The sequence below is a fragment of the uncultured Spongiibacter sp. genome, assembly GCF_964011655.1.
Classification (GTDB): domain Bacteria; phylum Pseudomonadota; class Gammaproteobacteria; order Pseudomonadales; family Spongiibacteraceae; genus Spongiibacter; species Spongiibacter marinus.
The window spans coordinates 1-13,373 of sequence record NZ_CAXGPO010000036.1; the positions used below are offsets into that span (position 1 = coordinate 1).

Below are 13,373 nucleotides of genomic sequence, written 5' to 3' on the forward strand. Positions count from 1 at the left end.
ACTCAAAAAAACGTGCAGCTCATTGCGGATTCTTTCAGGGCCTGCCTGCCAAAACAAGTTGCCGACCTCTGTGCGGTCAGCCTCTGCCACACATACACGGAAAACCTGCAAGGCCTCAGGGCTTACCAGTAGGCGGGCAAGCTGCTCGCAAAATTCCTGCAGGCTGTCTCGGTAGTTGTTGTCGGTGTTGCTCAGGCTGGAGTCGAGTTGGTACTCCTCGCATTTGCATTCAATCGCGGCGCTAAATAGTTGCTCTTTGCCGCCAAAATGGCTGTAGAGCGTCTGCTTAGAGACGCCCGCGAGCTTGGCGATACCGTCCATGCTGGCATTTTCATAGCCTTGCTCCATAAATAGGTCGCCTGCCGCATCAATGATTAAGCGGCGTTTTTCCTCGCTCTTACTGCGACCGCGATTTTTCTCTTGACTCACTTCTTAGGCCTTACTTTAGATTGTTGAAATACCGTAACTAAAATGGACTAGACAGTCCAGTCTGATTTCCCTATATTCTAGACTACCGAGTCTAATTAGAGTTCCGCCCTATGTTATATCCGAACTTTCCCTGCCGCCTGACCAGTGTATTGCTGCCGTTGTTGATGGGCGTATCGCTGATGTTGGCGGCGGATTGCACGATGGCGAACACGCATCCGGTGAAAACGGTGGTGGTGGAACGCCAAGACAGTTACCAGGTACAGCGATTATTTGCCGGGCGCGTTGTGGGTAGTCAGCGTGCGGATATTGGCTTTGAATTTGCCGGGCGGGTAGTGACCTTACACGTCGAAAATGGCCAGCCAGTAATGCGCGGCGAGGTATTGGCCGAACTCGATACCGAGGCGCTGCGTATCGAGCAGGGCGAGCTGAGGGCTGCTCGCTTAGAAGTTCAGGCACGCTTGCAGCAGATTAAACGGGACTTGGAGCGATTCACCGCTCTGTCGGAAAAAGGGTATGTGTCCGCTGGGCAGATGGACGATATCAATAGCCGCCAAAGGGCGACCAGCGCGCAGCTGAATCAAGTGGAAGAAAAATTGCGGGGGGTAAAGCTACGCTTGCAAAAATCGCGGCTACTGGCCCCTTTTGACGGGGAGATTGCCTCGCTTCAAATTGAAGAGGGAGTGGTCGTTGGCCCGGGCCAGGCGGTTATGCAGCTGGTTGAAACGGGCAGCAACGAGGCGGTCTTTGGCGTTTCCGACCAGCTCGGCAGGGACCTGGTTCTCGGCCAGGAGATGCAGATCAGGCGGGGCTCTCAACTGTGGGCGGTAAAGCTGTTGTCGGTGTCGCGAAACCTGGATTGGCGCACACAGACTCGCAGCATTCGCGTGAAGTTGGTGGACGACACCCCGCTCGTTGATGGCGAGACCGTGCATTTGATTTTGCCGGTCGTGCGCAAAAGCGCGGGATTCTGGCTGCCGATGAGTGCACTGCTGGGCGATGTGCGCGGTACATGGGCGGTCTATCAGGTGAGCCAAGATGACAAGGGTGAATTCCACCTGCGCAAACGTTCGGTGCAGCCTCTGTACCAATACCGCGGGCGCGTCTATGTGCAAGCTGAACTTAACGATGGCGACCAGCTTGTTGAGGCCGGCACGCACCGCTTAGCGCCGGGGCAAAAGGTCACCCTGTGGCAGGGCGAGGAGAGTGTCGATGCTGAATAATCCGCGCTACATTGCCCTCGGCGTTGCGTTGGTCCTCGTCGCCGGTTTGGCGGCGGTGGCCAGTCTGCCCAGGCTGGAAGATCCGCGTTTTGGCAATCGTCACGGAATTGTGTTGTCGAGCCTGCCCGGGGCCAGTGCCGAACGAGTTGAAACACTGATTGTCGAGCCGATAGAAACCGAACTGCGCAGCATCCCGGAGATCAACCACCTGGACTCCACGGCCAAATCTGGGGTTGCCGCGATCAGTATTGAATTTGCCGATGAAGTAAAGCCCGACGATACCGACCGCCTGTGGTCTGAAGTTCGCGACAAGTTGGAAAAGGCAGCGAAAAATCTGCCCGCTGATGCGGCGCCACCACAGTTGGATCATGAGCGCAACTACGCCTTTACCTGGATTGGTAGCCTTCGCTGGCAGGGGGAAGGGCAGGCGGATTTACTGCGGATGGGGCGCTACGCAGAAGAATTGGCCAGCCATCTGCGCAATCTTCACGGTACCGATATTGTTAAGTTGTGGGGGGCACCGGCCGAGGAAGTTCAGGTTAAGGTGGATGTGATCAAGGCCGGCGCTGTTGGTCTAGACGTGCCCGCAATTGCCGCGCTATTGGGCAATAGCGATGCAAAAACGGCCGCCGGTGAGTTAGTGAGCGATAAACAACGTCTGTCCATGGAGCTACTGGGTGGCTTCGATCAGATCGAGCGCATTCGTCGCACACCGCTGTTGACCCTGGCTGATGGTGGCTCGTTGCAGTTGCAAGATATTGCCAGGGTCTATCGCGGTGAGCCGGTGGTGCCCAGCGAGCTGGCGATTATTGATGGCGAGCGCAGTATCGCCATTGCAGTGCGAATGCTGCCAACCGTGCGCGGGGATTTGTGGGCCGAGGATCTTCGCCACGAATTGCGGGAATTCACCAAGAATCTCCCCGATGAAATTGTTGTTGAAGAGCTGTTTTCCCAGGAGCGCTATACCAGTGCGAGGCTCAGCGAGTTAGTCAGCAATATCGCCTTGGGCTTTTTGTTTATCTTCTCCATTTTGCTATTTACCCTGGGCTGGCGCTCGGCGGTAATCGTCGCTTTGTCGCTACCGCTGACCATGCTCTACGCGCTGGCCTGCATGAATATCAGTGGCTTGCCCATTCACCAGATGTCGGTAACGGGCTTAATCGTGGCACTGGGCATCATGGTCGACAACGCTATTGTTGTCGCCGATATGGTGCGTCGCTATCGCGAATCCGGCTATTCGGCGGTTGCGGCATCGGTTAAGGCATTTAAACACTTGTGGGTACCGCTGCTGGGCTCCACGCTAACGACCATGCTAACCTTTATGCCGATAGCCATGATGCCGGGCTCCGCTGGCGAATTTATTGGGCCCTTGGCGAACTCGGTGATTTTTGCGCTGTTCGGTAGCTGGATTATTTCACTCTTTATCATCGCGCCTATCGCCGGGCGCTGGCTGTCTGCCGAGCAGGCGCCGGGAATGTCGTCGTCGGCCATCAACCGCTGGTTTCGCGCATTTCTCAGTCGTGCGCTGATGTGGCCGCGACGCGTGGCATTGCTGTGCTGCGTGCTTCCGCTTATTGGCTTTATGGTGTTGAAAACCCTGCCTGAGCAATTCTTCCCGCCCTCGGATCGAGACATGATTGATATCGAGGTGTATTTACCGGCAGGTACCGGCATACGCGAAACCCAGCGCGCCACTGAGCGGATGTCCGAGTGGATCAATAGCCACAGTGAGATTGAGGCCCTGCATTGGTTTGTTGGGCGCAGTGCTCCTTCGTTTTACTACAACCTGCTGGATAATCGCGATGGCACGCCAAATTACGCGCAGGCGATGACAACGGTTAGTGACCCCACCAATGCAAACCGTCTTGTTTCAGTCCTGCAAGATGAGCTGGACCAGGCCTTTCCCGAGTATCAGACAATTGTTCGGCGTTTGGGCCAGGGGCCGCCAACCATTGCTCCGGTTGAGCTGCGTATATACGGCAGCGATATTGCACAGCTAAAACGCCTTGGCGATGAGGTGAGGCGTATTGCGCTAGACCTCGATGATGTTGTGCACGTGCGAGACTCTCTCGGCGAAGTGGTGCCGAAATTGTGGCTGGACGTGGAAGAGAGTGAGGCGCAGCGCAGTCAGGTTGGGCTGCGTGATGTTTCACAACTGCTCGCGGCAAGTGTCGATGGTGTTATTAGCAGCAGTTTACTCGATGGCAGTGAGCAGCTGCCGGTTAGGGTGTCAGGGGCGGGCGTGAAGGAAACCAGTGTTGACCGTTTCCTGTCCTTCCCCCTTATTTTACCGACGGGGTCGCGGCCATTGTCGGCGATTTCCAGCGCAGAACTGCGTCCCGCGCAAGCCCAGATCACCCGGCGCGATGGTCGGCGAATGAACAAGGTTGAAATCTATGTTCGCGACGGCGTACTGCCAGCGGTGGTGTTAGCGGCGGTGCGCCAGTCCCTGGATGAGCACGACTTTATCGTTCCAGTGGGCTACGAGCTGGAGATCGGCGGAGAGGCCGAGGGTCGCAACCGGGCCGTGGGTAAGCTGATGAGCAGCGTTGGCATCATTTTGGTGTTGCTGATCGTGACCGTGGTAATGGCTTTCAATTCTTTCCGTCTGTCGGCACTGGTGTTTGCAGTGGCCTTTCAGTCGGCGGGACTAGGTATTTTTAGTCTGTGGTTGGCGGGTTATCCCTTTGGTTTTACGGCGATCATCGGTTTGATGGGGCTGATGGGGCTGGCGGTTAACGCGGCGATTGTTATTCTCACGGAGCTAAAGGCATCGCCGTTGGCGATGGCGGGCAATCGCGCAGAGATTGTTGAAACCGTTTCTGAGTGTACGCGTCACATTTCCTCGACGACAATTACCACGGTCGCCGGACTCGTCCCGCTGTTGATCGCTGAGGGAACATTTTGGCCACCCTTTGCGGTGGTACTTGCTGGCGGCACGGTGTTGACCACTATTCTTTCGCTGGTCTTCGTACCCACCAGCTTTCTGGTCCTGCGCCGTCCTTACTTGATGAAATACTTCCCCGGCTTGGCTGAGGATGAATTGAAAGCCGAGCCTAAAGAACAGCTGTCAGCGCCGCTTTAGTGTGTGCGAAGGAGGGGGGAAGCGGCTGTATTGATGGCAGCCGCTATGCTTTTTTCACTGACCTTGGGCCAATGCGTGAACGTTGTTGTCCTGTTCTTGCGACAAGGTCTCTAAGGCTTCGACTTTGCCCTTGCAGGCCTGAACGAGTGCATCCTTATTTTTGGCGAGTAAAATACCGAAATTCTCTGCTTTGGCATCGTCTACACCGGGAACTTCACGCTGTAGTAGCGCGGTAAATTGCTCGGCGAGCTCGAGCATTTTGTCGTAAGCGTCCGCGTCTTTTTTGCTGTCAAACATCGTGTTGTCCCTGTCGCACATCCACTTGGCTACAACCGCCATGGTTCACCTCTTGCTGTAGTGATTTTTTATAACTGTATATGTATACAGTTATTGTTTCAAGGGGAATAAGGCGTCGCTTTTGTTACACTGCGCGCCGTAGCCGTGGGTAAAAGGACCGGGTAGTGAACCTCAATAAAGAAATTCAGCAAATTAATAACAAGCTCGATTTACAGCGCCGAAAGCGTCAAGCGGCGGTGAGTCGGGGTGATGATATCTTGATCGCTCAATTTGACCGTGAAATTGCGGCATTGGAAAAACGACGTGCCAGTATTAAAGGGCAGCAGTCACGCAGTAATAGCAGCAAGGCTGAAATGCTGCAGGCAATGAAGTTCAAGCGGGCTTTAAGCAAGGCCGAGCAAGCTGACATGGGTAAATTGAAAAAATCGGTAAAAGGCTTGGTGGTTGTGCACCCGCTTACCGCACTGGGGCGCGAGATGGGGCTTGATGAGGTGACAGGCTTTTCCCCTAAGGCTTTCTAGACCGGGTTAATACGTGCCGCTGGAGGCGAGTGTCGCTTCCAGCCCTTTGAGTTGTGGCAAAACCGCCACTACGCTATGCCTTGTAGCTAACTTCTTTTTTTCTCCGTGCCGCGCCCAGTTGATTGGTGAGGTTATCGCCGCAGCCCATGCAATGACGATTAGCGCTAATAGACTTTCGCGTTTTGCAGGCATAAAAAAAGCCGCCCGGAGGCGGCTTGATTTTAACGCAATGGCTTAGGCAGAAACTTCAGTAATCTCTACTGAGGCAATGCGCGCACCTTCTTCAGCGCCTTTCTGGAAGGACTCAATTTGATCGAAGTTCATGTAGCGGTATATGTCCGCTGACATGCTCTTCAGGTTTTGAGTGTATTCCAGGTACTCTGCAGGCGTAGGCAGGCGACCAACAATTGCGCCAACCGCTGCCAGCTCGGCTGAGGTCAGGTAAACGTTGGCGCCAGTACCCAAGCGGTTGGGGAAGTTACGTGTAGACGTAGACAGCACCGTGGCACCATCGGCAACACGTGCTTGGTTACCCATACACAGCGAGCATCCTGGCATTTCCATACGCGCGCCAGCGGCGCCGAAGATGTTGTAGTAACCTTCTTCCATCAGCGTGTGCTGGTCCATCTTGGTTGGTGGCGACAACCACAGACGGGTAGAGAGGCTGCCTTTGTGGGCGTCCAGCAGTTTACCGGCTGCGCGGAAGTGACCGATATTGGTCATGCAGCTACCGATAAAGACTTCATCAACTTTGTCGCCGGCAACTTCAGACAACAGCTTGGCATCGTCTGGGTCGTTCGGGCAGCAAACCACGGGCTCGGTCAGCTGGTCCAGATCGATTTCGATAACTGCTGCGTATTCCGCATCTGCATCGCCTTCGAGCAGGCTTGGGTTGGCCAGCCACTCTTCCATTTTGCGAGCGCGACGCTCAAGTGTGCGTGCATCGCCGTAGCCTTCGCTGATCATCCAGCGCAGCAGGGTGATGTTTGAACGCAGGTATTCTGAAATTTCCTCGATACCTTGCTTGATGGTACAGCCCGCAGCAGAGCGCTCAGCAGAGGCGTCAGACAATTCAAAGGCTTGTTCTACCGTCAGGCCTTCCAAACCTTCGATCTCGAGAATGCGGCCAGAGAAGATGTTCTTCTTGCCTTTTTTCTCAACCGTCAGGTGACCATCTTTGATGGCTTGGTAGGGAATCGCGTGAACCAGATCGCGCAGGGTAATACCGGGCTGCATTTCGCCTTTAAAGCGCACCAGCACAGACTCGGGCATATCCAGTGGCATAACGCCAGTGGCTGCAGCAAAAGCAACCAGACCAGAACCCGCAGGGAAGGAGATACCCATTGGGAAGCGGGTGTGAGAGTCGCCGCCAGTACCGACTGTGTCAGGAAGCAGCATGCGGTTCAGCCAGCTGTGGATAATGCCGTCGCCGGGGCGCAGAGAGACACCGCCGCGCGTCATAATGAAGTCTGGCAGGCTGTGCTGGGTGTCGATGTCAACGGGCTTGGGGTAAGCCGCGGTGTGGCAGAAAGACTGCATGGTCAGGTCGGCAGAGAAACCGAGGCAGGCCAGGTCTTTCAGCTCGTCGCGGGTCATCGGGCCAGTGGTGTCCTGAGAGCCGACGGTAGTCATTTTGGGCTCGCAGTAAGTGCCGGGGCGTACGCCTTGGCCTTCGGGCAGGCCGCAAGCGCGTCCGACCATTTTCTGGGCCAATGTGAAGCCTTTGCCAGTGTCGGCGGGCTGCGAAGGCACGCGGAACAGAGTCGAGGGCTCAAGGCCTAATGATTCGCGTGCTTTTGTGGTCAGACCACGGCCGATGATCAGGTTGATACGGCCACCAGCGCGCACTTCATCCAGCAGGACGTCAGATTTCAGGCTGAATTCGCTGAGAGTTTCGCCAGTTTCAACGTTCTTGATCACGCCGTCATAGGGGCGAATTTCAATCACATCGCCCATGTTGAGTTTTTCAACGTCGGCTTCAAAAACCAGGGCGCCAGCATCTTCCATGGTGTTGTAGAAGATAGGGGCAACCTTGCCGCCAATACACACACCGCCACCGCGCTTGTTGGGCACGCCGGGGATGTCGTCACCGAAGAACCACAGTACCGAGTTGGTAGCAGATTTACGTGAAGAGCCCGTGCCAACAACGTCGCCAACCATTGCGATTGGGTGGCCTTTCTTCTCCAGCTCAGCAATTTGGGCCAAGGGACCAATTTTGCCTTGCTCGTCGGGCTTGATGCCGTCGCGCTCCATTTTGTACATGGCCAGTGCGTGCAGCGGGATATCAGGACGCGACCACGCGTCTGGCGCGGGTGACAGGTCATCGGTGTTGGTTTCGCCAGTCACCTTGAAGACAGTTTTAACAATGCTTTCGGGCACGTCATCGCGGCTGGTGAACCATTCGCCATCTGCCCAGCTTTGCATAACCGCTTTAGCCAGCTCGTTACCGGCTTTGGCTTTTTCTTCCACGTCGTGGAAGGCATCAAACATCAGCAAGGTGTGCTTGAGCTCTTCGGCAGCCAGAGGAGCCAGTGCTGCGTCGTCGAGGAGTTCAACCAGTGTTGCGATGTTGTAGCCGCCGTGCATATTGCCCAGCAGTTTAACGGCTTCTTCTTTGGTGATGAGAGGGCTGCTAGCCTCGCCTTTAACGATGGCAGACAGGAAGCCTGCTTTTACGTAGGCGGCTTCATCTACGCCCGGTGGCACGCGGTTCGAGATCAGATCTACCAGCGTCTCTTCTTCACCGGCTGGCGGATTCTTGAGTAGCTCAACTAAGCCGGCTACTTGCTCTGCGTTCAGGGGCTTGGGGACGATGCCCTGCGCCGCGCGCTCCTCGACATGCTTGCGATATGCTTCTAGCACTGTTAACTCCTCTCTCTATCAGTTTCGGTACCCGTAGTCCGGGATCGCCGGAGGCCGGGGCTATCGATGCCCGTCATCGATGCGAAATGGGGTGGCAAGTATACTGAAAAACCCTACCCAGGTTAAGGTTTGTTAAGAATAGGGCGCGGATATCGACAGGATTATTACCACTGCTGCGGTTTTCCTCCAAAAAGCCACCGTCGACGTATCATAAGCGTGAATAATGCAGTGATTTGGCTACCTTAATGACGATAGCGGCGTTGGTGCCGCAAGTGGTGAGTGTGCCGCCCCGGCTGGAAAGGTGGGCTCGGGGGCACTGGCATCCACCTATTTTTGGCGGTGGGCTGACCCTTGTTTCAGGGGGCGCGCTCGCTTACTCTTTTGCCTCGTTTAAAAACGTTCTCGGGAGTTGTTTTGTCTGATTTGCTACGCCGTGTGGCGACACCTTGTATTGGTGTTTGCTCTACTGGTATCGGTGATGATGTTTGCCGTGGCTGCAAGCGTTTTTGTCACGAGGTGATTCACTGGAATAGCTACAGCCAGGAGCAGAAGCGCATCATTGATGAACGCCTGGACCAGTTCCTGGTGCAGGTGATGCAGGACAAACTTCATATTATTAATGCCGAGCTGCTGGCCTGGCAGTTGGGCGTGCAACGTGTGCGCTATCCCGCGCAGAAAGACCCTTACATATGGTTGTTTCAATTGCTGCGCGCCGGTGCCGGGCAAATAACAGAGCCGCGAAAGTATGGCTTTGTTGTCGATAGTGTCTGGCGCGACAGTAGCCTGCTGGAATTGCGGGAGGCCATTGACCGCGAGTTCTACCTGCTTTCGCAGGCTCACTACGAGCGCTACATCGGCCGTTATATGCAAAAAGAGGGCTGAGGCCGGCCCATCGTACTGATATACTTCCGCGTTTTTTCAGGGCAGTGAGTATGGCCGTCGACATTTCTGAAATTCTGGATTTTCTCCCCTGCGAGACGCCCAATGAATGGGTTGATGCCGCCTTAGCCCACCCCGAAGAGCTGCTCATTGATCATGCCAACTGCGAAAAAAAGGCCGCGGGCACTGCGCTGAACTTAATGTTTCGCTATGTGGATAAACTGGATCTTCTCAACAAGATGTCCCGGCTTGCTCGTGAAGAGTTGCGACACTTTGAGCAGGTGCTGGCGATAATGAAAAAACGCGGGGTTGCCTACCGGCATATCTCGTCGGCGCGCTACGCAAACGGGTTGCGTGAGCTGTGCCGCAGCAGCGATCCCGGTAAATTAGTGGATATCCTGGTCTGTGGTGCGTTGATAGAGGCTCGCAGTTGTGAGCGTTTTGCGCGGATCGCGCCGGAACTCGATGACGAACTGGGTGCATTCTACCTCTCCCTGCTCAAGTCCGAGTCCCGGCATTTCAAAGACTATTTAAGCCTTGCACAGCGCTATTCAGACGAGCCCATCGCGCCGCGTGTCGCGCTGTTTTGTGAGCGAGAGAAAGAGTTGATTCTCACGCCTGATGAGGTATTCCGGTTCCATAGCGGGCCGCTGCTCGCAGCCTAAGGTGCCGGCTGCTGCGGTCTAGCCCATGGAGCCGGTGCTGAGCAGTTGGTCCGCTAGGTCTTCGACACTGCGGTTTTGTCGCTGTGCATTTTTCTTTAGCAGGGCCTCGGCCTGGTGGGGGGCAAGCGAGAAGTTGTCCACGATGAAGGTGATAGCTTCATGGGTTTTCAGCCGCTGTTTGGATGAAAATTGCGCAGCAGCGACTTCAGTGTGCAACTGCTGATGGCTGTGAAGCTCGCTAATCGCGATATCAATTAGCGCTTGCAGCAAACTGTCGCGAAGGCTGCTGATGGCGTAAAGGCTGATATCGAGTTCGGCGGCTAGCCGAGCGATCCCCTCAGATGCTCTGCCGAAGAGACTGATAATGGTTTGGGGGCTGTCGCGTCGGGTATGGGCGACATGTTCCAGCACATCGCGCCGTGGCGAGCCAGTACGGACGAAAATGAGCTCCGGTGGCCAGCGCTCCAGCTCATCGTACAGGTCGCTGTCCTTTTCCGTGCTTCTGCATTCGATGCCGGCGCGAGCGAGTGCTGTTGCCAAGTGCTTGGCGTCCTCAGATGCTAGGTCGATAAGTAGTGCTCTCATCCGCGTGCCGATGCTTGTTGGGGGTTCATAAGCCGCAGTGCCGACAACTCGGGCTCTGGTAGCGGCAGCGCTTCGAGATACTTTAAGGTCCCGCCAACCCCAATGATTTTTCCATCTATAAACTGGTTGGGTCCCAGCTGCTGGGAGTCTGAAAACAGCATTTTGTGAGGCAGATTGCCCTCCGTTTTGCGGTCGATCTGGGGGCTGTCGATTCCCAGGGAGGCGGCGACCTGGCGATATAAGTCGGGTTTGAAAATGGCCCTTGCCGTGTCGTCGAGCTTGATGGGCGTTTTTAACAGTTGCCAGCGGTACATTTGTGAGATGTACCAATCGATGTGGCTCAGCCAGGGAAAGTTGGCGCAGTAGCGGTGGAAAACATGGAAGTCGGCCACCTCTTCCGGGGCTTCCCCGTGATGGCGCTGAGAGAAGCCGCGGAGTGATAGCGCAACAGTGTCCTCGGGTAGCGCGATATAGGCAGCTTGACTAATGATCTTGGCGGCGCGACGACGGTTCTCTTTTTTATCCAGCCATTGGCAGGCCCGAAGCAGTGCACGAAGCACTGCTCGGTGGCTGTTGGGGTGATGGTGGCTCCATTGCTCGGTGACAGCGAAGACTTTCTCCGGGCTGTTGTTCCACAATTGGTATTTGGTCGCCACGACATGCCCGAGTCGTTGTTGAACGGCCAGCGTATTCCACGGTTCGCCAACACAAAAGCCGTCGATATTACCCTCGCTCAACGCGGTAACCATCTTCGGTGGTGGTACCACGACCAGCTCGACATCGCGCTCGGGGTCGATGCCAGCGCTCGCCAGCCAATAACGCAGCTCAAAACTCTGGGTTGAGCAGGGGTAAACGATGCCCAGGCGCAAGGGCGCGGCTGATGCCTCGCGCACTTGAAGGTGCTGCTTTAGCGCCTCTGCGGCGGCGCTGGGGCAGCGAGCGGAATGGGGGTCAATAGCGGCCAGGTGTTGGAACAGGTCATTGCTGAGCGTAATGGCATTGCCGTTGAGATCCAGAACCATACCGCTGACAAAATCGAAACGTGGACCGCCAATGCCGAGTCGGCTGGCCAGTGGCATGGAGGCGAGCATCTGCGCCCCATCCAGAATTCCCAAGCCTACTTTGTCGCGAATGGCGGCCCATGAGGTTTCCCGGCAAAGCTCAACGTCAAGGCCTTCTGCTGCGAAGTAGCCTTTCTCAAAGGCAATGACCAAGGGTGCGCAATCCGTGAGAGGGATGAAGCCCAGCCGCAGGCGCGGCTTTTCTGGCGGTGTTGCCGTTGTGGGGTGGGGCATGCCAAGAGTTCCTGATGTTACCGTATTGGTCGTTATTTACGGGGTAACTCAGCAATACTTATGCCAGTATTCTTGGGGACTTTCGGGGTGCGTTGTGCAGTGTGGGCGCTAATGACGGGCATGCCATACCGTCCCGGTGAAAAAGAAAGTGCGCGAGTTTGGGGCGGCCTCTCGCAAACGCCCAAAAGTGGTGCGTAATTTACGTATCGAAGGCGCGGAGTACGATCTCGCTATCCCGGCAATCGAGCACCCAGCCTTGGCGGTGCCAGTCGCCGAGTACGATGCGTTCCGCTGGCTTGTTGTTAAGGGTGAAAGCATGTCGCGCGGGACGATGAGTGTGCCCGTGAATCAGTCGCTGGCAACGATGCTGGGTCATGATGCGTTCTACCTCTGAGGGCGTGACGTCCATGATATCTTCGGCTTTGTTGCTATTGGCTTCATTGCTGGCGGCGCGCAGCTGTTTGGCGAGGGTGCGACGCTCGCTAAGGCTTTTGCTTAACACCTGTGCCTGCCACTCTGGAGAGCGAGCCATTGCCCGAAACTGCATATATTCGGCGTCGCCAGTGCATAGGCTATCGCCATGCATCAACAGCGTGGGTTCGCCGAGTAAATCGATCACGCAGGGATCGTCGAGGCGTGTTGCCGAGACCGCTTGGCAAAATGCATCACCGACTAAGAAGTCGCGATTGCCGTGCATAAAATACACTTGGCAGCCGGTATTGCCGAGTTCTAGGAGGGCGATTTTGATCTGTTCAATAAGGGGGCTACTGTCATCGTCGCCCAGCCAGCTCTCAAAGAAGTCGCCAAGAATGTAGAGTGCGTTCGCCTGGGAGGCGTCGTCTTGCAAAAACTGGCAGAACGCCCGGGTGATATCCGGGCGCTGCTCGTCTAGGTGCAAGTCTGAAATAAACAGACTGCGCATAGCCTAGCCTTGCCACTCCGCTTTTTCGATGATCACATCTTCAGCGGGAACGTCTTGATGACCCGCGGCGCTGGTAGTGCGTACCGCTTTAATTTTTTCAACCACGTCCATACCTTCGCTGACTTTGCCAAATACCGCGTAGCCCCAGCCCTGCATGTTTTTGCCGCTGTGGTTCAGGAAGTCGTTGTCTTTCACATTGATAAAGAATTGAGCGCTGGCAGAGTGCGGATCCATGGTGCGTGCCATTGCCAGGGTGCCGACGGTGTTTTTGAGGCCGTTGTCTGCCTCGTTTTCTATGGGCTCGCGGGTTGCTTTTTGCTTCATGCCGGGCTCGAAACCGCCGCCTTGAATCATAAAACCGTCGATAACGCGGTGGAAGATGGTGCCGTCGTAAAAGCCTTCCTCAACGTACTGCTTAAAATTTTCTGCGGTCTTGGGCGCGTTTTCGAAGTCGAGTTCGATCTTGATGTCACCAAAATTTGTTTTAAAGATAACCATTTGCGTTGATTCTCGCTTATAAGCCGAAATTAAAGCCGCTATAATACGGTTTTTGCATTGGCGGCGAAACCGGGCCTACGTTTGCCGTCGACAACCTTTATGCATCGTGCGCCTG

Annotated in this window: 12 protein-coding genes; 5 read left to right on the forward strand and 7 right to left on the reverse strand. The window is 55.5% G+C overall.

What is annotated here, in order from left to right; all coding sequences use genetic code 11:
* A partial coding sequence (locus tag ABNS66_RS13375; protein ID WP_348655350.1) for a TetR/AcrR family transcriptional regulator occupies positions 1–429 on the reverse strand: 429 nt, incomplete at its 3' end.
* Positions 430–539: 110 nt separating this feature from the next.
* Between ABNS66_RS13375 and ABNS66_RS13380 the strand changes: the two genes are divergently transcribed.
* Positions 540–1,649 (forward strand): efflux RND transporter periplasmic adaptor subunit, encoded by a 1,110-nt coding sequence (locus ABNS66_RS13380; protein ID WP_286838325.1) that lies wholly within the window; start codon positions 540–542, stop codon positions 1,647–1,649.
* Positions 1,639–4,734 (forward strand): efflux RND transporter permease subunit, encoded by a 3,096-nt coding sequence (locus ABNS66_RS13385; RefSeq protein WP_286838323.1) that lies wholly within the window; start codon positions 1,639–1,641, stop codon positions 4,732–4,734. Before ABNS66_RS13380 ends, ABNS66_RS13385 begins: the two co-directional genes overlap by 11 nt.
* Positions 4,735–4,788: 54 nt before the next feature.
* Here ABNS66_RS13385 and ABNS66_RS13390 read toward each other — a convergent pair whose 3' ends face one another.
* Positions 4,789–5,073 (reverse strand): YebG family protein, encoded by a 285-nt coding sequence (locus ABNS66_RS13390; protein ID WP_204995751.1) that lies wholly within the window; start codon positions 5,071–5,073, stop codon positions 4,789–4,791.
* A 122-nt stretch (positions 5,074–5,195) separates the two neighbouring features.
* On the opposite strand from ABNS66_RS13390, the gene ABNS66_RS13395 reads away from it, so the two are divergent.
* A complete protein-coding gene (locus ABNS66_RS13395) occupies positions 5,196–5,552 on the forward strand; it encodes a YibL family ribosome-associated protein (protein WP_286838319.1) in 357 nt (118 codons plus the stop codon).
* Between the two features lie 234 nt (positions 5,553–5,786).
* Here the strand turns inward: ABNS66_RS13395 and acnB are convergent, their stop codons facing one another.
* Positions 5,787–8,414 (reverse strand): bifunctional aconitate hydratase 2/2-methylisocitrate dehydratase, encoded by a 2,628-nt coding sequence (acnB, locus tag ABNS66_RS13400; RefSeq protein WP_027873897.1) that lies wholly within the window; start codon positions 8,412–8,414, stop codon positions 5,787–5,789.
* A gap of 414 nt (positions 8,415–8,828) precedes the next feature.
* Here acnB and ABNS66_RS13405 point away from each other — a divergent pair, with 414 nt between their 5' ends.
* On the forward strand, positions 8,829–9,296 hold the full coding sequence (locus ABNS66_RS13405; protein ID WP_286838317.1) for a DUF1289 domain-containing protein: 468 nt from the start codon (positions 8,829–8,831) through the stop codon (positions 9,294–9,296).
* A gap of 50 nt (positions 9,297–9,346) precedes the next feature.
* Positions 9,347–9,958 carry a tRNA isopentenyl-2-thiomethyl-A-37 hydroxylase MiaE gene (gene miaE, locus ABNS66_RS13410; protein WP_204996351.1) on the forward strand — a complete coding sequence of 204 codons (612 nt, stop codon included), beginning with the start codon at positions 9,347–9,349 and terminating at the stop codon, positions 9,956–9,958.
* Between the two features lie 18 nt (positions 9,959–9,976).
* Here miaE and ABNS66_RS13415 read toward each other — a convergent pair whose 3' ends face one another.
* The 4 genes from ABNS66_RS13415 to ABNS66_RS13430 all read right to left on the reverse strand — a co-directional run bounded on the left by ABNS66_RS13415 (position 9,977) and on the right by ABNS66_RS13430 (position 13,258).
* On the reverse strand, positions 9,977–10,543 hold the full coding sequence (locus ABNS66_RS13415; RefSeq protein ID WP_286838314.1) for a hypothetical protein: 567 nt from the start codon (positions 10,541–10,543) through the stop codon (positions 9,977–9,979).
* Positions 10,540–11,838 (reverse strand): CmpA/NrtA family ABC transporter substrate-binding protein, encoded by a 1,299-nt coding sequence (locus ABNS66_RS13420; protein ID WP_286838312.1) that lies wholly within the window; start codon positions 11,836–11,838, stop codon positions 10,540–10,542. Before ABNS66_RS13420 ends, ABNS66_RS13415 begins: the two co-directional genes overlap by 4 nt.
* Before the next feature lie 199 nt (positions 11,839–12,037).
* Positions 12,038–12,760, reverse strand: coding sequence for a UDP-2,3-diacylglucosamine diphosphatase (locus ABNS66_RS13425; RefSeq protein WP_286838310.1), 723 nt, complete (start codon positions 12,758–12,760; stop codon positions 12,038–12,040).
* Positions 12,761–12,763: 3 nt separating this feature from the next.
* Positions 12,764–13,258 carry a peptidylprolyl isomerase gene (locus tag ABNS66_RS13430; RefSeq protein ID WP_027873892.1) on the reverse strand — a complete coding sequence of 165 codons (495 nt, stop codon included), beginning with the start codon at positions 13,256–13,258 and terminating at the stop codon, positions 12,764–12,766.
* Positions 13,259–13,373: the final 115 nt, after the last annotated feature.